Origin of the sequence: Mucilaginibacter sp. OK283 (genome assembly GCF_900110415.1) — a bacterium.
Classification (GTDB): domain Bacteria; phylum Bacteroidota; class Bacteroidia; order Sphingobacteriales; family Sphingobacteriaceae; genus Mucilaginibacter.
Genome location: NZ_FODR01000003.1, coordinates 613,456 through 637,187 on the forward strand (window position 1 = coordinate 613,456; position 23,732 = coordinate 637,187).

The following is a 23,732-nucleotide window of genomic DNA, read 5'->3' on the forward strand; positions in this document are numbered from 1 at the left end:
CCAAAACTCATGGAAAAGATACTCGTGACTACCGACCAATCCGCTAATTCAAAAGCGGCAATTCGCTTTGCTATTAAGCTGGCCAAACAACGCCAGGCTGAATTAGTTATTCTGCATGTTTACCATCTTTTAAAACCTTTCAAATGGACAGCGGAAGCCTTTGATCAATATATTGTGCAATTCAGAGAAAAAACGATTGAAGAACTATCCTCATTTATTGCCGAAATTTATAAGGCGATAGAAGAGCCCGAAATCACTTACCAATTGGCCCTGGTATCCAACGTTGATGTGGTGGATGGGATCAGGGATTATGCCAGTAAGCACAGTTGTGACTATGTATGCATCAGTACCCGCGGCGCAGGCACGCTAACTAAAATATTCGGTACACATACCGCCAAACTGATTAGCAGTTCTGCAGTACCTGTTTTGTGCATACCAAGTTCTTATCATTTAAAAGAATTAAAACACATTCTTTATGCATCGGATATGACCGATTACGAAAACGAATTGAAAAAGGTAGTTGATTTTGCGAAGCCCCTTGGGGCCAGTGTAGCCATGATGCATATTTCATACCCCTATGAATTTGCGTTTGATAAGGAACTTGCGGAAGCCACGCTACAAAAAAAAGCATCCTATCCAGTGAGTTTGTTAACCCCCAAAAGAGACATCAACCATGCTTTGCTGGAAGATATGGACCAGGCCATCAAGGCCAGCAAACCATCACTCCTTGTATTATTTACCCATCAGTCAAGGTCAATGTTTGAGAAATTATTCTTTCCATCCAATGCTGAAGAATATTCTTTTTACGGCAAAATTCCATTACTTACTTTTAATAAAAGCGAAGAAAGTAAATGAAATACCCAATAGATCACCCCTTTTCTTTAACGGCAACGGAGGTGGTCGGGTTGGCTCAAACAAATAGCAATACAGGGATTTCTGAACATGAGGCCACGAAACGCCGTAAAGCCTATGGCCCCAATGCTTACCAAACGCAAAAACTAAAAAGCCGATGGATGATATTACTGGCCCAGTTCAGGAGCCCCATTGTTTATCTTCTGGTTTTTGGCGCAGCCGTTTCGCTGTACTTTAAAGACCGGTTAGAAACCATGTCTATCCTGGCGGTTATCATCATTAATGCCATGATTGGTTTTTTTATGGAAATGCAGGCACGCAGTTCAATGAACGCCCTGAAAAAAATGGAGGTGATACGGGCCAAAGTGATTCGCAACGGCGAAGCCAGGCCGATTCCGGCTGATGAGCTGGTGCCCGGCGACCTGGTTTTGCTTGAGGCTGGAGATATGATCCCTGCAGATGGACGCCTGGTTGCTGTAAGCAGGCTACAATGCGATGAATCTCCGCTAACCGGTGAATCACTTCCGTCTGATAAAATAACAGAACGGCTAAAGGAAGATAGCAGTATTGGTGACCAGCGAAACATGGCTTTTAAAGGCACTTCTGTAATGAACGGAAACGGGAAAATGGTGATTACCGGGATAGGCGCAAATACACAGTTAGGTGTCATTACCGCTTTGGTTGAAAGTTCGGCCGAAACGATTACCCCGCTGGATAAAAAGCTGAACAAGTTAAGCCGGAAACTAATCTGGATTACCCTGACCATGACCGTTATTTTTGCGGTAACAGGGTTTATACAAGGCAAAGCTTTCCTGACTATTATAGAAACCTCCATTGCGCTGGCTGTTGCTGCGATACCTGAGGGCTTGCCAATTGTAGCGACTGTTGCCTTGGCATACGGGATGTTGCTGATGGCCAGGCGAAATGCCATTGTAAAGAAAATATCCGCCGTAGAAACGCTGGGCAGTACCGGGGTGATCCTGACGGACAAGACCGGCACCCTGACCGAAAACAAGATACATGTGGATACGTTTGCGTTTCCGGAGGAAAGTGTTAAGGTTCATATCGAAAATAACCTCCTGAAATTTCCGGGTGGCACTATCAAGTTGAGCGCCGAAAACTTGGATAAACTCTTATTAGCTGGGATTCTGTGCAATAACGCTGATGAAACGACAGGGGATCCCGTGGAAGTGGCATTAATGCAGATAGCCATAGCTACGGGGTTAGATACCGACGAATTAATTAAGCAATACGTACGGATTGGCGAGGTGCCATTTAACTCGGAAATTATGATGATGTGCACCCTGCACCAAACGCCGTCCGGATATTTTGCCGCGGCTAAAGGTTCGGTTGAACGGCTGTTAGAAAAATGCAGCCAAATACAATCGGGGGCATTTTTCAAGGCTCTTGACAACGAATCCCGTAATGCCATACTTTTAAAATCTGAGAAGATGGCTGCCAGCGGCCTGCGGGTGTTGGCATTTGCCTACCGGCTGGACGATGCGCTTACCAGGCATAACTATTTGAATGATCTGATTTATATTGGTATGGCTGGTTTTATTGACCCGCCCCGGATAGACATCAAAGGAGCAATCCTGGCTTGTAGAAATGCAGGCATTAAAGTGGTGATGATTACAGGCGACCATCCGCAAACCGCATTAAACATTGCCCGTAAGGTAGGTTTGATTGATGGTAACAGCAAAGACGTAATCACCGGAAAAGAACTGCCTGAAAATGCTTCCCTGACTAAAGCATGGAGACATCGGGTATTGGGCACTTCTGTTTTTGCACGCACTTCCCCCAGGCAAAAATTGGAAATAGCGGAGGTCTTCCAACAGGCCGGATTTGTAGTTGCCATGACAGGTGATGGTGTAAACGATGCGCCAGCGTTAAAAAAAGCAGATGTAAGTATTGCCATGGGCCAGCGGGGAACACAGGTGGCTAAAGAAACAGCCAGTATCATATTGAAAGACGATTCGTTCACTTCCATCGCCCGGGCAGTTGCACACGGCCGCGAGATATTTCAAAACATACAAAAGTTTGTGGTATACCTGGTGTCCTGTAACCTGAGCGAGATATTTATAGTTACTATTTTAGGTGTTATCACTCCCGCAGCTACCTTATTGCCGCTACAGATCCTTTTCTTAAATATGGTGACCGACATCTTCCCTGCACTTGCACTGGGTTTGGGTACGGGCGATACTACCGTAATGCTGCGGCCCCCGCGCGATCCCCAAAAAGATATCATCACCAACAAAAAATGGCGGGTTATAGCGCTATACGCAGCTGTTGTTGCCTCTACGGTCATCCTTGCGGTTGTTTATGCCAGTAAAGTGCTGCACAGCGATGATAGTACCTGCAATAATGTAGCGTTTATTACTCTTACCTTCGCCCAGTTATTTCATGTGTTCAACATGTCATCGAAAGGTTCCGGCTTTTTGAATAATGAGATCACGAGGAACAAATGGATATGGATTGCTATTTTGCTCTGCAGCGGCCTTATCCTGATGGTTTATGCTGTGCCTGGCCTGCGGTTGGTTTTAGGGCTTTCTGTACTTCCTTTTAAAGTGTGGCTGACCGCTATATGTGTTAGCCTGTTGCCGTTAGCTATTTTTCAGGTTCATAAAGCTATCCAAAAAATGGTACACTAAATTTGCAGCTCGCTTTTTATCGGCCGTTCGTCGCCCAGTAGTACACCCCATTGCTTATAATTTTCAGTACGGTCAAACATGATTTTTAAAATAGAAAGCACCGGCATTGCCAGGAACATCCCCGACAAGCCCGCCATAACACCGCCAACGATAATACCAACGATAGAAACAAGCGGGTTGATTTTTACCTGCGAACCCACAATACGCGGCATGAGGATATTATTGTCCAGAAATTGTACTGCTGTAATGGCTCCTAATACGATCAGCACATCCAAAAGGCTCTCTGATGAAGCCAGGGTAAGGAGTACGCTCAAAATATTGCCAATTAATGCACCAAGGTAGGGTATCAGGTTTAGAAAAGCGAAGATGATACCAATGAGTAAGGCGTTGCGGATACCGAAAAGCCACAATGTGCCCCCTAAAAGAACAATGATGTAGGTAATCTGTATCAACAATCCCACCAGGTAGCTTTTAATCATTTTTTCGGTCTGCCGTACAATCTCTTCTACATTTTGGTATTCATCTTTTTTAAACCACATCAGCAGGAACTTTAAAAAAAGGTTCCGGTACAGGATGATAAAGTAGATATAAATAGGCAGTAAGCCTATAAATATAATGATGCCCGATAAAGATCCGGCTGCACCACTCAATACGCCGCCCAACGAACTGAATAGTTTTTTGCTCTGCTCATTAATGAATTTAACTTGCTCTGCCGGGGAATAGCCAAATGAACGGCTTATCCAGATACTCAGGTCATCCAGGTGCTTGGCCACGGTACGTTGGATCTGCGGAAAATCATCCAACAAGGCCCCCAGTTGACTTGAGAACAGCCAAATGATTAACACCACCACGATGGTTAATAATAAAATTGGTAAAAAAACAGCTACCACTTCAGGTACCCTTATTTTTTTAAAAAACCGGAATACAGGCAAAAGTACCAAACTGAAAAAAAAAGCCATTAATAAGGGCATGATGATAGTATTCCCAACAACTACGATCGTTCCTAAAACAAACAGACCAATGAGTTCTATGGCCCGTTTCACGGATTCCGGCATTACTTTTACCATGGGGTGCAGTTTTTGCGCTCTTGCGGGGATTAGCCGGTTTACGAGCTTTTCGACTTAATATTTTCTTACCAAATGTCATCATTTGCAGGTGCTATTTTGCCAACTGGCATCAGGTGAAATAATGATCATAATCATTATTTACGGCAAAACCAGCTGTACAGGGCAATTGGCAACGGGGGCAAATAGATTGGCATTTTCAAGCTAATAATTGTCATTCAGGCTATTTTATATTGAAACGCATGCAGATAAAGCATTTTTTTCGTTTGGGATAAACATTTATTAAATATACCCCCTGTATTTGACCCCATAACCGCCTTTCTCTCCGTTTTTTTCGGGCGACTTTTATGGCTTCTTCAAAGGCAATAATTATTGACGTAATGGAGGGCTGCCCCGGTGTCAGGTACACGCCGCAAGTTTTAACTTTTATATTTAATGAAAAAAAGAATTATTAAACTGTTTTTATTGTTGCTTTGTATTGTAAGCCATGTAAATGCCCAACTTATTACTTACAAAGCTCCTGTTGGCGCTGCCTTAACTACCGATTTTATAGTAAAAGTAAGGCAAAAGGGAGGTGAATGGAAAACACTGCCTACATATAAGGCTACAGTTACCAATATAGTTAACACCAAAAGTGAACATCAGACTACCTCTTTTGCATATTTTGATTTTTCGGGTATTGTAGAGGTTGCTGTTACTTACAATAAAGGTACCGTTGAACAAGCCAGGGTGAGACCATTGGGCTTTGGTATAGTCCCCAGGATACAATTTAACACACTCTCCTTTTTTCTGGATAAGCCCCGTAATCTTTCCGTTGAAATAAATGGGGATATACTTCATAACCTCCAGTTATTCGCAAACCCGGTTGAAACTTTCCATCCGTCACCAGCCGACACCAATATAACCTATTTTGGCCCTGGGATACACCAGGTAGGTGTTCTTAAGGCGCGGTCAAATCAAACCATCTACCTGGCAGGCGGTGCTATTGTACAGGGGCAAATACTTATCAGTAAAGCCGAGAACGTTCGTATTTTGGGACGCGGAATATTAACTCAGCTGCCCGTTTTTCAGAAGCAAAATGCCGCCAAAGCCGAGCTTCCGACCGTACAGAGCTCCCGTAACGACCAGTTGACTGTAGCGTTTTCAAAAAATGTTGAAGTGGATGGTATCATCGTTTTGCCACATAAGTATAGTATACTTATCGGCCAGTCGGCAGGTGTGAAGATCAGTAATTTTAAGTCAATCAGCTTTGAAGGCAATGCCGATGGTATTGACGTTTTTTGCAGCTCGGACGTTGCCATCAGCGATATTTTTATGAGAAACTCAGACGATTGCATAGCTATTTACGGTCATAGGTGGAATTATTATGGCAATACCAGGAATATCTCAGTTTCCAATGCTACACTTTGGGCAGATGTTGCCCACCCCGTACTGATTGGCACTCATGGCGATACCGACAAGCCGGACACACTTGAAAATATGACTTTTAAGAATATTGACGTTCTGGAACAGCACGAGCACCAGATAGATTACCAGGGTTGTATTGCGCTGAATGCCGGAGACAGCAACCTGTTAAACCAATTGCGTTTCGAAAATATCAGGGTCGAAGATTTCAGAGAAGGGCAACTTGTTAATATCAGGGTAATGTTTAATCACTATTACAATACTTCGCCGGGCAGAGGAATACAAAATGTATATTTTAAAAATGTTGATTTCAATGGACATCACTCCAATATTTCGGTCGTCGCGGGCTACGATAATGAACGCCGGATAAAAAATGTTGTATTTGAAAATTTAAAGATCAACGGGGTAAGCATAGCAGATGATATGCCAGGGAAGCCAGGTTATTATAAAACAGGGGATATGGCGAATATCCTTATCGGGGAACATACCGATGGCATTCGCTTTATTGCGACTAAGGACAAATAGTTAAATTAAGCCGGAAAGTATATATCATCATACATTCTGCTGCCAGTTCATAGGAAGTTCGGGCAATAGATTGGCACATTCAAAAAATGTCAATATATAAGTTAGTAATGCCCGGAAAATCGAATTAAACAAAAGACCTATTTATCCGCCGGGTTTTTCTTTTTATTTGCCAACATGTCCATCATTTTTAATAAACGTTCGTTCCTGGTTTTTTCCTGTTTGGCGGTCAGTATCCAAAGCACGTACTCTTTTTTATTGCTGTACGATAGCTGTTGGTACCAGGCCATAGCCGCGGGTTGTTGTTCAAGGGTGGTTTTTATATAGTGCGGAAGGGTAATAACTTTGTTGTCAACGTCAATATAAGCGTTATGCTCATTATTACGGATGCCGTCGTTTCTTCCTTCGGATACTTTTACCTTATCGTGGGGGCGGAAACGTAACGCAGTCCAGGTTTCATTTACGGCGGCAGATGCAACCGGGCGCAGACCATAAACGGCAGGTTCGGTCCAGCTGCTCATCATCTCCAGATCGGTGGCGATTTTAGAAGTTTTTTTTGGGTAGATGATCCAGAAAACAGCATCGTCATTTAATACCGGGATAATTACTTTCAGCTCTGATGCCAATTCCTGGCTGTTGATGATAAATAAAAGTATCCCGTTAAAACTGCCGACGCTATTAAAAACAATTTCGGCATCATCGGGTAGCGGCAATAAGCTATCCAGAAAATTAGCAGGTGCGTTATGCAACAACCAGCGTGAATTGGGTTTTATCTGGAGTTTTTTTGTTAAGGCGTTCATTTTTGTTCATGGTTCATAGATCATAGTTAATAGTTCATGATTCATGGGGGAGCAAGTTATAAACTTTAAAAGAAACTTTGAACTATAGCGATGATCGGGTTTATCCGAATAAGTTAAAAACGCAAAAAGAAAACTATGAACCATCAACCATGATCTATGAACCAGCTACCAGCTTGGCAAAAAAGTCCCACAGTACAATGCCGGCGGATACTACAATATTAAAAGAGTGTTTGGTGCCAAACTGGGGGATTTCGATACAGGCGTCTATGGATTGCATAACCTCGTCGCTTACGCCGTTTACCTCGTTGCCAAATATGAGGGCGTACTTTTGGGCAGGATCGGGAACGAATTCATTGAGCATGGTGCTGTTTTCGGCTTGCTCAACGGCAATAATCTGGTAGCCCTCACTGCGCAATTGTTCAACAGCCTGTAACGGTGTTTCGTAATAGGTCCAGTTTACAGATAGGGTGGCGCCGAGCGCGGTTTTTTCAATTTCGCGGTGTGGCGGCTGGGCGGTGATTCCGCAAAGGCAAATTTGCTCAACCGCAAAACCATCTGAAGTACGAAAAATGGAACCGATATTGTGCATGCTACGCACATTATCCAATACTACAGCAACCGGCAGTTTGGCTTGTTCTTTAAATTCATCAACCGAAGCCCGGTTTAGCTCATCTAACTTTAGTTTACGCATTTTTTTATTTGTCCATAGTCTATGGTCCATAGACCATGGACAAAAGTATAAAAAGAGAATTAAATAGCCACTTCGTTTAACAGGCCCACGCCATTGCCTATTAGCGAGCTGTACACCGATGGGGCGTAACCTATTTTGCTGGTATAGTATTCGGTAACGCCTTTGCTATAGTCTTCAAAGGCATCGCCTTTTACCAAAGCTATGGCGCAGCCGCCAAAACCTGCCCCTGTCATGCGGGCACCGGCTACGTTGGGGTTGGTTTTACTGTATTCGGCAACGGTATCAAGTTCAATGCCGCTTACCTCGTATAAATCGCGCAATGAATCATGCGAAGCGTACATCAGCCTGCCAAATTCATCAAGGTTATTGCCGGCCAATGCTTTGGCAGCAAGTTTTACCCGGTCGTTCTCTTCAATAACGTGTTTGGCGCGTTTAAGTACTGTAGGATTGGTAATCAGGTGCTGGTATTTGCCGAAGGTTTCGGCATCAATATCGCATAAGTAATTGATATCCAATTCCTGCTGTAATGCTTTCAAAGCGGTTTGGCATTCTTCTACACGTTCATTGTATTTTGATTCGGCCAGTTTGCGGGGCTTGTTGGTGTTGATAATGGCCAGCACATATTCGCCCAGGTTGCTGTCAACTGCTTCGTAATCAAGTGTGTCGCAGTTTAGCATCAGGGCTTTGTTTTTTTCGCCAAAGGCAACAGCAAACTGGTCCATAATGCCGCAGTTTACACCAATAAAGTTATTCTCCACCGACTTAGATAGCTTAACCAAATCAAGTTTGCTATAACCGCTGTTAAAAATATCATTCAACGCAAAAGAGGTAACCACCTCGATAGAGGCCGACGACGACAGGCCCGAACCGATGGGGATATCGCCGTAAAAAAGCATGTCAAGTCCTTTCAAATCATGGCCTTCCTGTATAAAGCTGTTGATTACACCGATTGGGAAATTAAACCAGGTTTCGCCAACTTTTTCATATGATGCCTGTAAAGGGGTATCTTGCTGCTCATTGAAATTTAAGCTCCTGAAACGGAAAACACCATCCTCATTAGGCGATGTTAACAGGTAAGTGCCAAAAGTGATGGCGCAGGGCATAACCAGCCCCCCGTTATAATCGATATGTTCGCCGATAAGGTTTACGCGTCCTGGTGAGAAGTAGGCGTTGTCGGCTTCTTTATTAAAGATGTTGATAAATTCCTTGTGCAGATTATTCTTCATTATTCGGTTTATATTACAATTGGAAAACAAATATTGTAAAAATTGTCAAGTTTACATTTATAAAATTAAATTAATTTCAAAAAACATCAAATTTTAGGTAAGAAAATAGAAGTTTCGCCTGGATTTTTAATTTTATAGCTTTACATCTATCAAAAACATAAATTAACCCTATAAGTTAAATTACGACAATCAAATTTTAAACTATGAAACAATACCTGGTTACCGGCTACGATTATACCGACGAAGGTGCCCTTGAACGCCGTATGAATACACGTGCACATCATCTTGATGGGGTGAAAGCGCTTAAAGCCAATGGCAATTTTATTGCTGCCGCGGCCTTTTTAAACGAAGAAGGTAATATGATAGGTTCGGTAATGATGCTGCAATTTGAATCGGAAGAAGAATTAAATGCCTGGAAACTGGCCGAGCCCTATGTTACCCAAAGCGTTTGGGAATCTGTAGATGTGAAACCTATTAAAGTGGCGGTTATTTAGGTAGTATCAAGTAGTAAGTATCAAGTAGTAAGACTGCTGCAACGCGCAGCTAATTTAAATAGCTTCATCTGAACGTGAAAATCTTGATACTTACTACTAAGAACTATTCCCTTCCAACTCTCCAACGGACCATTTGCCAGTAGCCGTCGGCATCTTTGGTGTAAAATGCGGTATAGCCAATGCCCATCATATTAAAATCAAAGGCAAACTCGGTTACGGTGGGGTCATCGGGTAAAAAATTGGGGAGTACACTATCGGCAACTAAAGCTATTTGTTCGCTTAATTCGTCTTTATCGTTCTTAACAACTTTAATTTCGGTGCTTTTTATATAATCTTCCAGGTTTTTAAACTGGTAATTGGGCGTTGGGGCAAATTCATCCTTAAGCTTGCGGGCGGCATTGAATGCGTCTGCAAGGCTTTGCTGTTTATAAGCTTCCATGGCTTTCAGTAAATCGGGAGCTGATATTTCGGACACGCCATCGGCGCCGGTGGTGTAAAAGCTGTTTAGTATTTCTTCTTTAGTTTTCATGTGCAGGGTATCACTTTAATACAAAACAAAAGGATGCAGTAAAATTAACCACATCCTGTCGCTTTTAGCCTTAAATAGCAAATTAATTACAATTGGCCAAGACTGTTCAGCACGTCCATATCGTCTTCTGATAATTGAATATCGGCTGTTTTCATATTTTCTTCCAGGTGTTTAACGCTCGAGGTACCCGGTATCAGCAGTATATTTGGCGAATGGTGCAGCAACCAGCTTAAGGCAATTTGATGGATGGTGGCACCATGTTTACCGGCCACGCGTTTTAGTACATCTTCGCCTTTTACGTTACCGCCGCCAAGCGGGAACCAGGGGATAAATGCAATGTTATGCTCGCGGGTATATTCGAGTTCCGCTTCCCATTTGCGGTTATCAACGCTGTACATATTTTGTACCGATACCACTTCGAAGTATTGTTGTGCCAGTTTTATATCCTGCACACTCACTTCAGATAAGCCGATATGTTTAATTTTGCCATCCTGTTGTGCCTTTTGCAATACCTCAAATGATTTTTCGGCCGGCACTTTCGGGTCAATGCGGTGCAATTGGTACAGGTCAATCCTTTGCAGTTTAAGGCGTTTAAGGCTTCCTTCAAGGGCCTGGTTTAAATGCGCCGGCGACGAATCAATTGGCCATTCGTTTGGGCCGGTACGTAACAGGCCCCCTTTTGTTCCAATAACCAGGTCGGCGGGGTAGGGTACAAGCGCTTCGGCAATCAACTCCTCTGACACAAAGGGGCCATAGCTATCGGCAGTATCAATAAAATTTACGCCCAGTTCAACAGCGCGTTTCAACACACGAATGCACTCTTTTTTATCGTTGGGCGGTCCCCAAATACCCTGGCCGGTAATGCGCATGGCGCCATATCCCAGGCGGTTTATTTTGAAACCGCCGCCTAAAATGAAAGTTTTTTCAAATGAACTTGTTGTTGTAGCCATATTGTTAATATTGATTATAAGTTGAACTCAAATACTGCGGTATTGTTTGGTTTAGTGAGTAGTGAGTAGTGAGTAGTGAGTAGTGAGTTGTGAGTTGTGAGTTGTGAGTAGGTGAGTGGTGAGTTGTGAGTTGTGAGTTGTGAGTTGTGAGTTGTGAGTTGTGAGTTGTGAGTAGGTGAGTTGTGAGTAGTGAGTTGTGAGTAGTGAGTGGTGAGTAGTGAGTGGTGAGTAGTGAGTAGTGAGTTGTGAGTAGTGAGTAGTGAGTTGTGAGTAGGTGAGTGGTGAGTGGTGAGTGGTGAGTGGTGAGTTGTGAGTTGTGAGTTGTGAGTTGTGAGTTGTGAGTTGTGAGTTGTGAGTTGTGAGTTGTGAGTTGTGAGTTGTGAGTAAAATAGCCGTTAAGATAATCAAAATCCAAAAAATCTGACAAATCTGTTTAATCCGAGTTCAGACAAATTTTGCGTTAGGGCTCGGCGCGGATACCGGCCACGTGAATAAGGCCTGTGCAGTATGAGCATAGAGCCCGGCCGCAGGCAACGCCCTGGTTAGTATCAAGTATCAAGATTTTGATTGCCGGGTGACAAGCCATTCCTGCTGATAGATATAATGCCGGCGGCTTGCTACTTGATACCAAAAAGCAGCAGTCTTGCTACTTGATACTCGCTACTAAAAACCTATCTTTCCACAAAAAAACAACCGCCATGACCGATCAGAATTTTACCAATCACAAGCGCTTTGCTCCGGGCTATCACTATGTATTAAGCTTTTTAGTTTTAACAGGAACTATATCGGCCGCTGTAAATGTTGTAATGCAATGGGGCACCGGTGGATTAATGACCTCGCTGCTTATACTATTGCTGTTTACCTGTTTATTTTTTATTTTTATTATGATGCGCACTTTTCCGTTAAAAGCGCAAGACAGGGCCATACGTGCCGAAGAAAGCCTGCGTTACTTTGTACTTACGCGCCAACCATTAAGCAGAAACCTTAGTATAGGCCAAATAGCGGCGCTGCGTTTTGCAGCCGATGAGGAAATGGTGCAGCTTGTTGAAAAAACACTGGCAGAAAACCTTAAACCCAACGAGATAAAAAAAGCAATCCAAACCTGGAGGGCCGACCATCATAGGGTATAGGGTTAAATTCTAAACCCCAAACTCTAAAACCTAAATCCAAAGATTGGAAGCCGGGATATTAAAAGACTGACTTTTAGGATTTAGATTTTAGGATTTAGAATTTTTCTCCCCTTATCTCCAGGCTCCCAAAATAGCGCCCATCAGCGTTAGGGATACTAAACTGTAACCGCCATTAATAAATATCAGTCGCCAGCTTTTAAGTTCAAAAAGGCTCATGGTGGCAATGGCACTAAATGTCCAGATACCGGCAAGGGCGCCTGCTTCGGTGCCCCAGGCCAGGTCGGTTTTTGCATCGGCTAAAAAGGCAGCCAGGTTTGCGGCCATAATAAGCGAAAAAATGGCGGTCATCCCGAATATTTTGAGCTTGTTGCCGGCTTTTAAGTCGGCCTCATCAAGTTTGTTATCGGCTACCCAGGCTTTGGCAAACAGTACAGGCGAATACCAGATACCGCCAACTAAAAATGAGGAGAGAGCAGCCACCACAACGGCAGCCCAGTTGATTAATTTAGGATCCATGATGATAAGTTTATGTGTAATTAAAGTTATCTGTTTTTGGATTAAAGAGCAAAGTTTTTTTGTGGAATAAAGAGGATTGATTAGGTGTGTGGGGGGAACAAAATTAGGCGTCCGGTTTGTCAGTCCTGATAGCTGTGGGCATGGTTGAAGCAAGTTATCTACATGGTGTTGTGAAACCCAGACTTGAAGTTTCAAAAACTTCTTGAGTCTTTCGCCGTCATATCAATCCTCGTTCACAGCTTCGGGATCTTGCTACTACCCATGAGGTGTTTGGTTTTACACAAACATCAGCTTTGAACGCGGGCTAAGACTCACCAGGCCGACGTTGCGCTGGGCCACTCTCTATGACTGCGGTGGCCGTTGCACAACGAAGTATTTAAGCCCCTGCGTTTGAAATACTGTCGATCAGCCTTCCGAGATTTTAATATTCAACTATTGCCAAAAGCAAGTTAGTCAGTATTCAAATCTCGGGGCGTCAAACGACCATAAAACATGCGCTTTTTTTGTACCTTAGTTGTGTAACGGTCACCTGTGGTGAAAAGAGGGTGTCTATTGTTAATTGTTTGATAGTTAGTTATTTAATAGTAATTTCCAAAGCCCTCTTTGCGGATACAGCCGGAGAGAGATTCAGCGCAGCGTAGCCGGGGCGAGTTGTAACCACCATGCGATATACGTCATTGCCCCTTCAGAATTTCGCGGAATTTTATCACTCACAACGATGCGTGGAGATGTGCTTCATGAAAAGTATAAAAATATTAATAAGCCAAATTTAGCCCCTAAGAATTTATCAGGCAAAATAATCGCTCTTGCTGATGCCTAATTTTTTCATTTTGGAGTGTAAAGTATTGCCGGGAATTTTCAAAATTTCGGCGGCGCCGCCTGCACCTGAAATTTTGCCGGAACACCGTTTCAATGCTTCAATAATATAACTACGTTCAACTTCCTCCAGCGAGCGGTTTAAGAGATCAGCCTCGTCTTGCTTTTCTGAATTCATATTCCTGGGTATATATACATCTTGCAATATACCGTCGGTTGTTAATAATATACTGCGTTCCAGTAAATGTTCCAATTCGCGTACATTGCCCGGCCAGGTGTAGCTGCGTAACTGCTGTATTACTTTTGGTGCAATTTTCCTGATCCTGCGGCCGGTATTTCTGCTGTGTTTCTTTACAAAAAAATGGGTAAGGGCTTCAATATCCTCCAATCTGTCACGAAGAGGGGGGAGGCTGATGGGAAATACATTTAGCCGAAAATACAGATCTGAGCGAAAACGGCCGGCCTTTACCTCTTCTTCCAGGTTGCGGTTAGTTGCGGCAATCAGCCTTACATCTATCTTTATTGTTTGCTTACCTCCAATTCGTTCCAGTTCACGTTCTTGTATTACACGCAGCAATTTAGCCTGTGCTTCAAGCGGCAGTTCGCCAATTTCATCAAGGAACAACGTACTGTTATTGGCCAGCTCAAATTTACCTATGCGCCGGTCAATGGCCCCGGTAAAGGCACCCTTTTCATGACCAAACAATTCGCTCTCAATAAGATTTGCCGGCAACGCGGCGCAATTGACCTTTACCATCAGCTTATCGCGGCGCGGCGATGCGTTGTGAATGGCTCTTCCAATCAACTCCTTTCCTGTTCCTGTTTCGCCCGATACCATCACAGTAGTATTGGAATCGGCCACCAATGACATCAGGCGATATACTTTTTGCATCTGGTCGCCATTGCCAATTATTTCCGAGAAGTTGTAAATGGTTTTGATCTGTTCTTTCAGATAATCATTTTCTACTTCCAGCTGTTTTTTGTAGGCCAGCAATTTTTCATTAGCCTGTATATTGGCAACAGCAACAGCTATTTGGGCACATATCCCTTTCAGCAGCAACTGGCTCAGCCGGTTTGCCAGCAGCCAGATGGTGCCTATGCTTTTGTCGCCCACACGTAATGGCAGGGCGTACATATTTCTCAGGCCGGTTGTTTGCCACAGCTTCGCGTATGTATTACCGGTTTTTAATTCTTCTTCTACATTAAACACCAATCCATCCTTACTTGCAAGCACCTGCGCCGTGTAGGTTTCTTCAATGGTGACCCGGTTGGCCAGGCTTTTACCGTAATAGGTTTGGGCTTTGTCAAACAATGTACCGTCAAACATAAATGGGCTCAGGTGAAAGCCGTCATCATCTATCACCCGCAGCATGGCGAGTTTTGTTTGCATTGTTTTATCCAACACCCTGAAAATGGCATTTTGCAAATCCAGCTTCGTTCTCGACTGTGTAATATCGTTGCTGAAATTCAGCAAAAAGGCCTGCTCTTCCTGTTTTTTATTGATTTGCTCATGCGCCAGAATATTAGCCATAGCGATGGATATTTGTGCGCAAATACCTTGCAACAGCTGCACATTGATCTCCCCGATGTCGAGGAACAAAATTCCAAGGTTGGTTTCCCCGTTGCGCAACCGGATACCTACAATGTCCTTAAACCCCATCTGCTTCCAATATTGTAAATAAGGTGAGGTGATGCCGCGTTGTATTTCCCTGTCTATGTTAAATAGCAAAGGGATTGAGTTATTTAATACACGATTTTGAAGTCCGTCATTGATGAGGTACCGGGCTTGCTCAAGCGCACTCACTATTTTGGGATCTTGTGCCTTTTGAAGATCGTACACATAAGGGCTCATTGTCGTCTGATCTTCATTGATCCGGCGAATGACAAAGCCTCCCGGTGGATTTAACTTGCCTAATGACGTGCGGACGGCGCGGGCAAGCTCTTCCTTCGTCCTTACGGTTACGATATCGCTGCTAAAGTCAAGAAGGAATGATTTTTCTTTTTCCTTATCAAGCAGCTCCTCATTTTTGATAATATTAGATACGGCGCTCGACAACTGGGGTATAATGCCTTTAATAATGCTCCTGAATTCGCTGCTAAAACTGCCGGGTTTATCTGAATAAATATGAATAAAGCCCATGGGCTTTCCTTCTTTCATAAGCCGCGTCATTAAAATTTCTCTTACGCCTTCTTCGTAATTAACGCGGAGAAAAGCGGGGCTTTGCGGCTTGTCCATTATATCTTCTAGCAGAAAAGATACAGGTTCTTCTGCCTCCAATACCGTCTGGATAAAGGGCTCGTTCAAGGAAAAATGAGACTTCACCATTTCCTGGTATCTTGGATGCGACCGGATGGGAGAGCCTTCATTGTCAAGCAGGAAAGGGACGTATATTTCGTCCTTATAGTCAATAAGGGTAACAATCGTATGAGTAAAGTAAAATAACCCTTTGATCCTTTTTTTAAAAAGTACAATAAGATCATTCTTGTCCCGAACCCGGGTAATATCGTTCCCCAGTTCCAGCAAGATACTTCTTTCCTGCTCAAGGCCGGCCATTGAGGGGGCCGGCAAATTTGATTCGGAAAGTTTTGTCTTTTTCATGATGGCAATTTATGGAAATTACAGGCAGATGTTTCCGCGTGGTTGCTGTTCTTCAAATATGCATACAGCTTATCATTAAACCAAAGCGCTCCACATTTTAATGTGAAACGTCGGTGTGCGTTCTCCCAGAAATTCAGCAATCCTTCCCCCGAACATGCACTCGGATCACCCCTTCGGCGAATCAAAAAAAGTTAAGTGGCCATCTTCGCCGCTGATGGATTCCCAGGTGTCGTTATCAAAAGTGATTAGGGCAATGGCGCAGGTTGGCAAATCGCGGTACTGGCCGGTAAGGTAATATAATACCTGGCTGATGCCGGGGTTATGGCCTACAATACCAATGAAATCATATTCGTTTGGCAGTCCGTTAATCACTTTTACCCAGGTGTATTCGTTGGCTTCGTAAATTCTTTTATCGGTGCCGGCATTGGGTAGCTGTAGTTGCGCGGTAAAAATATCTGCTGTGGTTTGCGTACGCAGCGCCGGGCTGGTTACTATTATTTGCGGTATAATGGATTGCCCTTTCAGTATCGACGCCATAAGCACGGCGTCCTCTTTGCCCACCTGCTTTAATGGTCGGTCAAAATCAGCGTAGCCACTTTCATGTGTGGCTTTGGCATGGCGGATGAGCAGCAATTTTTTCATAACAAAACGGATTTTCCGGGTATTTTAAGTTTGGTTTATTAAGTATTAACGTTGCTTTTTGTTTGTTGTTTTGCAGTAGAAATGTTAAAAAACAAAGCCTACGGAAGCACCGAAAACATGGTTTTTGAATGTGTTACCAGCCTGGTTTGGCGCTACGTTTGATAGGCCCATGTCGTAATTCAGGTTGAAGAGCAGTCCGCCTTTCAGTTTGATGCCCGCGACGGCGCCGGCGCCATACTCATCCGATCTGATATCGCCGTTATCACCAAACGTAATTTTATCGCTGCTGGATATGGCGGTAGGTGTACCATTATTATTGTTATCGGCCGATAGATTTTTTCGGCCATAAACACCCATGCCCACAAAAGGGCCTGCGCCAATATAAAATTCGCCTACCACAAAAGAGATATAGTAAACTATATTAACGGGGACCTGCACATAATATAAATTGTATTTTGTACTAACCTGGCTTACAGAGCCATTTGGAAGTGTACCGGTAAAACCATTGAATGTGCCGCCTTTGCCGGTAAAATTAACAGCCGGCTGCAATGAAAAATGCCCAAGTTTAACATCGACAAAAACGCCGAAATTAAAAGATGTTACCATGCCGCTGTTGGCAATGGTGTTGGTGCCGGCAACTACATTGGCCTGCGTGCCCGATGCCTGCATGGTTGCAAAATTTACACCGCCCTTAATGCCAATAGCAGGCAGTTGCGCGAAGGCGGCTAATGACGAGCAGGATAAAAGCAAGAAATATAAAAGTATTTTCATTGGGACATCCTTAGGTTGCCGGTAAGCAAATGTAAATAATTTGGTGATTTGACGTTACGTCTTATTTACAAATCCGACGATATCATCCTCAGGCATATCATTCATGCATTTAAAATGCCCCAGCGGGCATTTCTCCAACCCGAATTTTGAGCATGGGCGGCAATCCAGGTCGATGCCGGCAACCAGTACATCTTTAACCATATAGGGTTGTACGCCAAGCAGCTCGGGTACGGTGCCGCCCCAAACAGATACAATGGGTTTGTTAAAAGCTTCGGCAATGTGGGTAAGGCCGGTGTCAAAACCTATGATACTTTCGGCTTTGGATACCAGGTAAACCGATTCGTCCAGAGTGGTTAGCCCGCAGGCATTATAGATATGAGTACCGATGGCAGCGGCGACGATATCGCCATTAGCTTTAACATCATTACCGCCCAATAGCACAACAGGCAATTTAAGCTGACTGCAAATACTGATGATTTTTTCATTCGGCATCCGTTTGGTGAAATGCGTGGCGCCTATTACAAAGGCGATATAGCCGTTTTGATGCGACGGGGGAAGTAGTTTACTTAGCTGATGCTCGGCTTTAACGTAGTAATCAATGGGCTGGCCATCGTTGGTAACGCCCAATGGTTTTGCGGCTTCCAGGTACCTGTCAACCAGGTGGGTAGGGGCGATAAGCTTTAATTTAAATTTTAAGCTGAGCCATTTCCTTATGGGTTGCTTTTTGTAGGTTGTGGCTTTTATGCCCGTGCGCAGTTTAATAATTGCGGTGCGCAGGTTGTTATGTAAATCGACAATATGATCGTATTTTTCGGCCTTAATGTCGTTAATAGTATCTGAAAGCGAAGGTTTTAGCAGCAGTAGTTTATCAATATACGGATTGTTGTCATAAATATACTTAAACGCAGGCTTTGTTAAAAAGTGAACTTCGGCGTTGGGAACCTGCTTTTTAATACAACGTACAATGGGGGTTGTATATATAATATCACCCATCGAACTAAAGCGGATTACCAGTATCTTCATGTTGCTGCCGTATCAGGAAATTTGGTTCCTGATTTTGTTGATTATCGACGTTGAGGAATAGCCTTCTACAAAATTAATGGTTTTAACCTCGCCGCCGTTGGCTATTACTTCTTTGGCCCCAACTATATTCTCTACTGAATAATCGGCGCCTTTTACCAAATAGTCGGGTAGCAGGGTACTGATTAAATTTAGCGGTGTATCTTCCTCAAACACAACTATGCCATCTACAAAAAACAATGCCGCTAATATTGCTGCGCGGCTATTTTGGTCGTTAACCGGCCTGCTTTCGCCCTTGATGCGTCTCACAGAGCTATCGGCATTAAGCCCGATGATCAGTTTATCGCCCAGTTCGGCAGCTTTGGCCAGGTAGGTAATGTGGCCAATATGCAATAAATCGAACACGCCATTGGTAAATACCACTTTTTTTCCTTCGCTTTGCCAGCTTTGTACCAGGGTTTTAAGCGATGACAAATCATTAATTTTTCCGGTAAGTGTTTTTTCGAGGTCGATTCTCATTATCTTGCTTTTGGGTAGAGGGTTTGTTGTGTCTTTATATTTTTTAATCAAACATGTTATCAACCGCCTGGCACATGATATGGCCTATCAGGATATGCATTTCCTGGATGCGGGCTGTGGTATTTGATGGTACAACAATGTTTAAATCGCAATTGCCATTCATTTTACCGCCATCCCTGCCCGATAACCCTAAAGTTTTGCAGCCATATTGCGCAGCAGTTTCAAAGGCATTTAAAATTCCCTGGCTATTGCCGCTGGTAGATATGCCGATAAACAGATCGCCCGGTTTGGCATATGCCTCAACCTGGCGTGCAAATACCCTATCGTAATGGTAATCATTGGCAATAGCCGTTATAGCCGAAGTGTCGACGGTTAAAGCAATCCCAGGAAAAGCTTTTCGTTCCTTTACAAACCGGCCGGTTAATTCGGCCGCAAGGTGCTGTGCGTCTGCCGCACTGCCGCCATTACCGGCAAATAATACCTTGTTGCCATTTTTTAAAGTAGTGGTCATCATTTCACAGGCTGTTTCAATATCACCCTGCAGGGTGTCAATTACCCGTTGTATCGTGTTTTGATGATCTATAAGTTCTTTTAAAACCATTTTATAGTTTTGGGTTTTGTGTTGTCAGTTTGGAATTTTTTTTTGAACTGGTTTTACCTTGTTCAAAAAAAGCTTTCTGCTTTAAGCCTTCGGCTTTCAGCTCATTCCCATATCCTCAATAATTTCGTCGATAGTTGTTGTGGCGCTGCCTACGTGGCGTATCACTATTGCTGCCGCGTGGTTTGCTAACTCACATGCTTCTTCAACAGATAATCCGGAGGCGATAAAATAGGTCATGGTTGCCAAAACCGTATCACCGGCACCGGTTACGTCAAACACTTCGGTGGCTTTTACAGGCAAGGCTGTGTACTCCGTTTCGCTTAATATCACCATCCCTTCTTCCGATAGAGTAACCACGATGTATTCAGAGCCCGTTTGTCCAAAAATAACTTTCGATGCCTCCTGCAGGCTTTCAATCGAATTTATCTTTTCTACTTTAGCTGCTTCGGCCAGTTCCTTACGGTTTGGTTTGATAATAAATGCACCTTTATACTTTTCGTAATTGAGTCCCTTCGGGTCAATTACCACTTTTTTACCCTGCTTGGTAGCCTCGATGATAACTCTTTGGGTTAACGATGGCGAAAAAAGGCCTTTGTTGTAATCAGACAATATTACCATATCGGCCTGTTCAATATATTTGCCTAATTTGCCAATCAATTCATCTTCAATAGCTGCAGAAACGGTATCTGTTACCTCCCTATCCACCCGCACCAGTTGGTGACTGCCTGCCAATACCCTGGTTTTAACCGTAGTGGGGCGGCTGCTATCCTTAATAATACTGAGTGTTTGTACCCCTTCGTTAGCCAGGATATCAAATACCTGTATTGCTGCAGCATCATCACCAATTACGCCGGCTACAGAAACGCCGGCGCCAAGGGATACCAGGTTTTGCACTACGTTACCAGCACCGCCAAGGGTGTAGGTTTCTTTTTTTACGTTCACAATGGGCACCGGAGCCTCTGGCGAAAGCCTTGTGGCTCCGCCTATTATATAATGGTCAACCATCAAATCTCCTATAACGAGTATTTTCGGTTTTACTCCTGATGATTGTATGGCGTGTACTTTATTCTTTAAGCTCATTAGTTCATTAGTCATTTCGCTGCGCTGTCATTAGTCATTCGCTTCGCTGTCATTGGTCATTCGCTGCGCTTGTCATTGGTCATTCGCTGCGCTGTCATTAGTCAATTGGCTTTTACGTTTTGCCTTTCACCTTTTACCTTTTACCTTTCGCCTCTCTTCTTATCAAAGGCTTTTGTAATCTCTGGTAACGATAACGCATTTAGGCACATTTCCTTATATAAGCCGCCTTTTCGCGCTGCCAAAATACCGTAATGCATATCCAGGTGGCCATCCAGGCGGTGGGCATCCGGATTGATTGATAGCATAACACCTTTTTCAAGGGCGTATTGGTGCCAGCGCCAGTCGAGGTCGAGTCTTAACGGGTTGGCGTTTATTTCAATTACCACATTGTTGGCGGCACAGGCGTCAATTACCTTTTTATAATCAATAGGGTAACCTTTACGGCTTAATAGCAATCTGCCGGTAGGGTGGCCCAATATGGTGGTGTATGGATTTTCAATGGCTGTTATCAGCCTCGATGTAGCCTTGGCCTCATCCATTTTTAATATAGAGTGCACCGACGCTACGATAAAATCGAATTTTTTCAATATCTCATCCGGGTAATCCAGTGAGCCATCGTACAAAATATCCGATTCGATACCTTTAAATATATGAAAGCCATCCAGCTTTTTGTTCAGGTGGTCAATTTCTTCCTGTTGTTGCAGTACGCGTTCTATGGTCAGGCCTTTGGCATAAAAAGCGCTTTTACTGTGGTCGCACATACCCAGGTATTCCAGCTTCAGGGTATCGCGGCAGTATAGGGCCATTTCTTCAACCGTGTTTACTCCATCGCTCCAGGTACTGTGGTTATGCAGGCTGCCTTTTAAATCGTGCCAGTTTATAAGTACCGGCAGCGTGTTTGTTTCGGCCTTTTCAATAAACATGGTGCCTTCGCGTAGTTCGGGCTGCATCCAGGCCAGGCCGGCTTTGGTGTATATGAGTTCTTCAGTCTCGGGCTGTTGAAGCGGGGTGTTAATGCGGTCCAAAACGGCCTGTACATGATCGTCGGTACCGGTATTTTTAAATAGCTCTAAATAGTAATCACCTTTTTCTACACAAACAATATCAACCAGCAAGCCGTTCTTCAACTCGCCCGAAATATGATTTTCATTCTGAGCTATATTTTGCAATATGTCCGATGCTAAAAAAGCATCGTAGGCAATCTTTTGGTCAATACTGCCAATCACAATCACAATTTCGGTAATGATTTCATTTAGCCTCCTGAATTCACCGGCGAAATGCTTTAAGGCACCCGGGAAAACAGCTTTTACCATGTCCATCAGCTCGTTAGCTTCTTTTTCAACCTGGGCAAACAGGAACTTGCCGTTACTGGCCATCCTGAATTCAATAGCCTTACGGATCTCTTCCTGTGTTTTCAGCCCGAAGCCTTTGGCCTCAATCAGGCGGTTTTCGTTACAGGCGTAAAAAAGTTCCCCCGTGTTTTCAATCCCCAGCTCCTTCCATATAATAGCAACTTTTTTGGGGCCGATGCCTTTAATGTGCATCATCTCTACCACGCCCTCTGGGGTTTGGGCAAGCATTTCTTCCATTTCGGCCATAGTACCGGTTTCAAAAAGCTCGATGATTTTGCCGGCTATGCTTTTGCCAATGCCGTCAACCTTTTCCAGTTCGGCCAGTGTTTTACCGGCAATAGGGAAGGGGAGCTTATCAACCTTAAAAGCAGCATTAGCTATCGACTTAATTTTAAAAGGGTTAACCTCATGTAACTCCATGAGTTGCGATAGTAATCGAAGTTTGCGGGCTATGGGTTTGTTTTCCATAATTAAATTGAGCGGTAAAAATACAAAAAGCCATTGTAAAGACAGTGTTGCGGGATGGTTTGTTTTGGGCATTGAATTTATAAATAAACCAATACCTGTTTTTCGGGCGGATACGGAACCTATTTAAAATAAATTTGCCTTGGAGCGATGGTTCATGAAGTATGGAAAACTTTGTAAGTTTGGGTTGCAATGAATTTGAACTAACGCCAGTCCCTCTTTGCGCGATGGGACACGACATTATTAATAGTCAGATAATTTCAGATACCATGCCCGATTACAATCAAATCCTTTACGCCACCGAAGTACATTCTGTTGAAGGAATTAAGCAATATTTCAGTGACGGAGGAAATCCAAACGAAGTTCATGGCGGCGTGCCACTTTTTACCACGATGGTAGAGATGTATTACCGCAGCCCCCAATTTAAAGATTGTATCCGGGCATTTATTGATGCCGGTTTGGAGTTTGAAGATCAGGCGCTTTTGGCCGTACTGGCGCATGATGCCGAAAAGTTAGAATCGTGTATTATTGACGATCCACAAATAACTGTTAAAACATATGCAATACACAAAAATACCTATACACCGCTTACCGGCGCAACTTTAATGCATTACTGCGCCGAATATAATAGCCTTGCCTGCGCCCAGGTACTGTTGCAGCACGGGGCTGACTTAAACGCCAGTGCAGCCCTTGACGAATATGGTTTTGGCGGCCATACACCAATATTCCATGCTGTAAATCAAAACGGCAATAGCTCAATTGATATGCTCCACTTCCTGCTGCAAAATGGTGCCGATTTATCAATCACGGTTAAAGGACTTATTTGGGGGAAAGGGTATGAGTGGGAAACGCTGATGCCCGCCGTTAACCCGTTAAGTTACGCTATGATGGGCTTGCTGCCACAGGTTCACCGTAAAGAGGTTACGGTAATGGAAACAGTAAGTTTGTTATTGAAACATGCTTACGGGATTGATTACTTGCCAAATAATGTACCGAATGTTTATTTAAAAAGGGGATAGGCTTAAAGTATGTGGTACA

At 43.6% G+C, this 23,732-nt stretch carries 21 protein-coding genes; 6 read left to right on the forward strand and 15 right to left on the reverse strand.

Annotated elements, in window-relative coordinates:
• Positions 1 to 9 precede the first annotated feature (9 nt).
• Positions 10 to 855 (forward strand): universal stress protein, encoded by an 846-nt coding sequence (locus BMX56_RS10730; protein ID WP_090645965.1) that lies wholly within the window; start codon positions 10 to 12, stop codon positions 853 to 855.
• Positions 852 to 3,503: a cation-translocating P-type ATPase gene (locus BMX56_RS10735; RefSeq protein WP_090645971.1), complete on the forward strand. Its 2,652-nt coding sequence runs from the start codon at positions 852 to 854 to the stop codon at positions 3,501 to 3,503. The genes BMX56_RS10730 and BMX56_RS10735 overlap by 4 nt, the downstream gene beginning before the upstream one ends.
• Here BMX56_RS10735 and BMX56_RS10740 read toward each other — a convergent pair.
• Positions 3,500 to 4,570, reverse strand: coding sequence for an AI-2E family transporter (locus tag BMX56_RS10740; RefSeq protein ID WP_090645976.1), 1,071 nt, complete (start codon positions 4,568 to 4,570; stop codon positions 3,500 to 3,502). The genes BMX56_RS10735 and BMX56_RS10740 overlap by 4 nt on opposite strands.
• A 432-nt stretch (positions 4,571 to 5,002) precedes the next feature.
• Between BMX56_RS10740 and BMX56_RS10745 the strand changes: the two genes are divergently transcribed.
• Positions 5,003 to 6,496, forward strand: a complete 1,494-nt coding sequence (locus BMX56_RS10745; protein ID WP_090645980.1) for a glycosyl hydrolase family 28 protein — start codon at positions 5,003 to 5,005, stop codon at positions 6,494 to 6,496.
• A 137-nt stretch (positions 6,497 to 6,633) separates the two neighbouring features.
• Here the strand turns inward: BMX56_RS10745 and BMX56_RS10750 are convergent, their stop codons facing one another.
• The 3 genes from BMX56_RS10750 to BMX56_RS10760 form a co-directional block, all read right to left on the reverse strand.
• Positions 6,634 to 7,293, reverse strand: a complete 660-nt coding sequence (locus tag BMX56_RS10750) for a YdeI/OmpD-associated family protein (RefSeq protein WP_090645984.1) — start codon at positions 7,291 to 7,293, stop codon at positions 6,634 to 6,636.
• Positions 7,294 to 7,447: 154 nt separating this feature from the next.
• Positions 7,448 to 7,984 (reverse strand): RNA methyltransferase, encoded by a 537-nt coding sequence (locus BMX56_RS10755; RefSeq protein WP_090646236.1) that lies wholly within the window; start codon positions 7,982 to 7,984, stop codon positions 7,448 to 7,450.
• A 59-nt stretch (positions 7,985 to 8,043) separates the two neighbouring features.
• Positions 8,044 to 9,210 (reverse strand): galactokinase, encoded by a 1,167-nt coding sequence (locus tag BMX56_RS10760; RefSeq protein WP_090645989.1) that lies wholly within the window; start codon positions 9,208 to 9,210, stop codon positions 8,044 to 8,046.
• Positions 9,211 to 9,413: 203 nt separating this feature from the next.
• Here BMX56_RS10760 and BMX56_RS10765 point away from each other — a divergent pair, with 203 nt between their 5' ends.
• Positions 9,414 to 9,704, forward strand: a complete 291-nt coding sequence (locus BMX56_RS10765; protein WP_090645992.1) for a YciI family protein — start codon at positions 9,414 to 9,416, stop codon at positions 9,702 to 9,704.
• Positions 9,705 to 9,807: 103 nt separating this feature from the next.
• Here BMX56_RS10765 and BMX56_RS10770 read toward each other — a convergent pair whose 3' ends face one another.
• On the reverse strand, positions 9,808 to 10,233 hold the full coding sequence (locus tag BMX56_RS10770; RefSeq protein ID WP_090645997.1) for a hypothetical protein: 426 nt from the start codon (positions 10,231 to 10,233) through the stop codon (positions 9,808 to 9,810).
• 86 nt (positions 10,234 to 10,319) lie between these two features.
• A complete protein-coding gene (locus tag BMX56_RS10775) occupies positions 10,320 to 11,183 on the reverse strand; it encodes an aldo/keto reductase (RefSeq protein ID WP_090646001.1) in 864 nt (287 codons plus the stop codon).
• 698 nt (positions 11,184 to 11,881) lie between these two features.
• Here BMX56_RS10775 and BMX56_RS10780 point away from each other — a divergent pair.
• Entirely contained in the window at positions 11,882 to 12,313 is a 432-nt protein-coding gene (locus BMX56_RS10780; RefSeq protein WP_090646241.1) for a DUF6526 family protein, read from the forward strand.
• A gap of 111 nt (positions 12,314 to 12,424) precedes the next feature.
• Here BMX56_RS10780 and BMX56_RS10785 read toward each other — a convergent pair whose 3' ends face one another.
• The 9 genes from BMX56_RS10785 to BMX56_RS10825 all read right to left on the reverse strand — a co-directional run bounded on the left by BMX56_RS10785 (position 12,425) and on the right by BMX56_RS10825 (position 22,697).
• Complete coding sequence (locus BMX56_RS10785) at positions 12,425 to 12,829, reverse strand: DUF1761 domain-containing protein (protein WP_090646005.1); 405 nt, start codon at positions 12,827 to 12,829, stop codon at positions 12,425 to 12,427.
• A gap of 787 nt (positions 12,830 to 13,616) precedes the next feature.
• A complete protein-coding gene (locus BMX56_RS10790) occupies positions 13,617 to 16,244 on the reverse strand; it encodes a sigma-54-dependent Fis family transcriptional regulator (protein ID WP_090646009.1) in 2,628 nt (875 codons plus the stop codon).
• A gap of 165 nt (positions 16,245 to 16,409) precedes the next feature.
• Complete coding sequence (locus BMX56_RS10795; protein ID WP_090646014.1) at positions 16,410 to 16,886, reverse strand: SixA phosphatase family protein; 477 nt, start codon at positions 16,884 to 16,886, stop codon at positions 16,410 to 16,412.
• A gap of 84 nt (positions 16,887 to 16,970) precedes the next feature.
• Positions 16,971 to 17,657 carry a porin family protein gene (locus BMX56_RS10800; RefSeq protein WP_090646017.1) on the reverse strand — a complete coding sequence of 229 codons (687 nt, stop codon included), beginning with the start codon at positions 17,655 to 17,657 and terminating at the stop codon, positions 16,971 to 16,973.
• A gap of 54 nt (positions 17,658 to 17,711) precedes the next feature.
• Positions 17,712 to 18,680, reverse strand: a complete 969-nt coding sequence (locus BMX56_RS10805; RefSeq protein ID WP_090646022.1) for a glycosyltransferase family 9 protein — start codon at positions 18,678 to 18,680, stop codon at positions 17,712 to 17,714.
• Between the two features lie 12 nt (positions 18,681 to 18,692).
• Positions 18,693 to 19,196, reverse strand: coding sequence for a D-glycero-beta-D-manno-heptose 1-phosphate adenylyltransferase (gene rfaE2, locus BMX56_RS10810; protein ID WP_090646247.1), 504 nt, complete (start codon positions 19,194 to 19,196; stop codon positions 18,693 to 18,695).
• Between the two features lie 43 nt (positions 19,197 to 19,239).
• Positions 19,240 to 19,797: a D-sedoheptulose 7-phosphate isomerase gene (locus tag BMX56_RS10815; protein ID WP_090646025.1), complete on the reverse strand. Its 558-nt coding sequence runs from the start codon at positions 19,795 to 19,797 to the stop codon at positions 19,240 to 19,242.
• A gap of 96 nt (positions 19,798 to 19,893) precedes the next feature.
• Positions 19,894 to 20,892 (reverse strand): D-glycero-beta-D-manno-heptose-7-phosphate kinase, encoded by a 999-nt coding sequence (gene rfaE1, locus BMX56_RS10820; RefSeq protein WP_090646031.1) that lies wholly within the window; start codon positions 20,890 to 20,892, stop codon positions 19,894 to 19,896.
• Positions 20,893 to 21,017: 125 nt separating this feature from the next.
• On the reverse strand, positions 21,018 to 22,697 hold the full coding sequence (locus BMX56_RS10825) for a DNA polymerase/3'-5' exonuclease PolX (protein ID WP_090646035.1): 1,680 nt from the start codon (positions 22,695 to 22,697) through the stop codon (positions 21,018 to 21,020).
• Positions 22,698 to 22,963: 266 nt separating this feature from the next.
• Between BMX56_RS10825 and BMX56_RS10830 the strand changes: the two genes are divergently transcribed.
• The gene (locus tag BMX56_RS10830; protein ID WP_090646252.1) at positions 22,964 to 23,713 is read left to right on the forward strand and encodes an ankyrin repeat domain-containing protein; all 750 of its coding nucleotides are present in this window, start codon (positions 22,964 to 22,966) and stop codon (positions 23,711 to 23,713) included.
• Positions 23,714 to 23,732 lie beyond the last annotated feature (19 nt).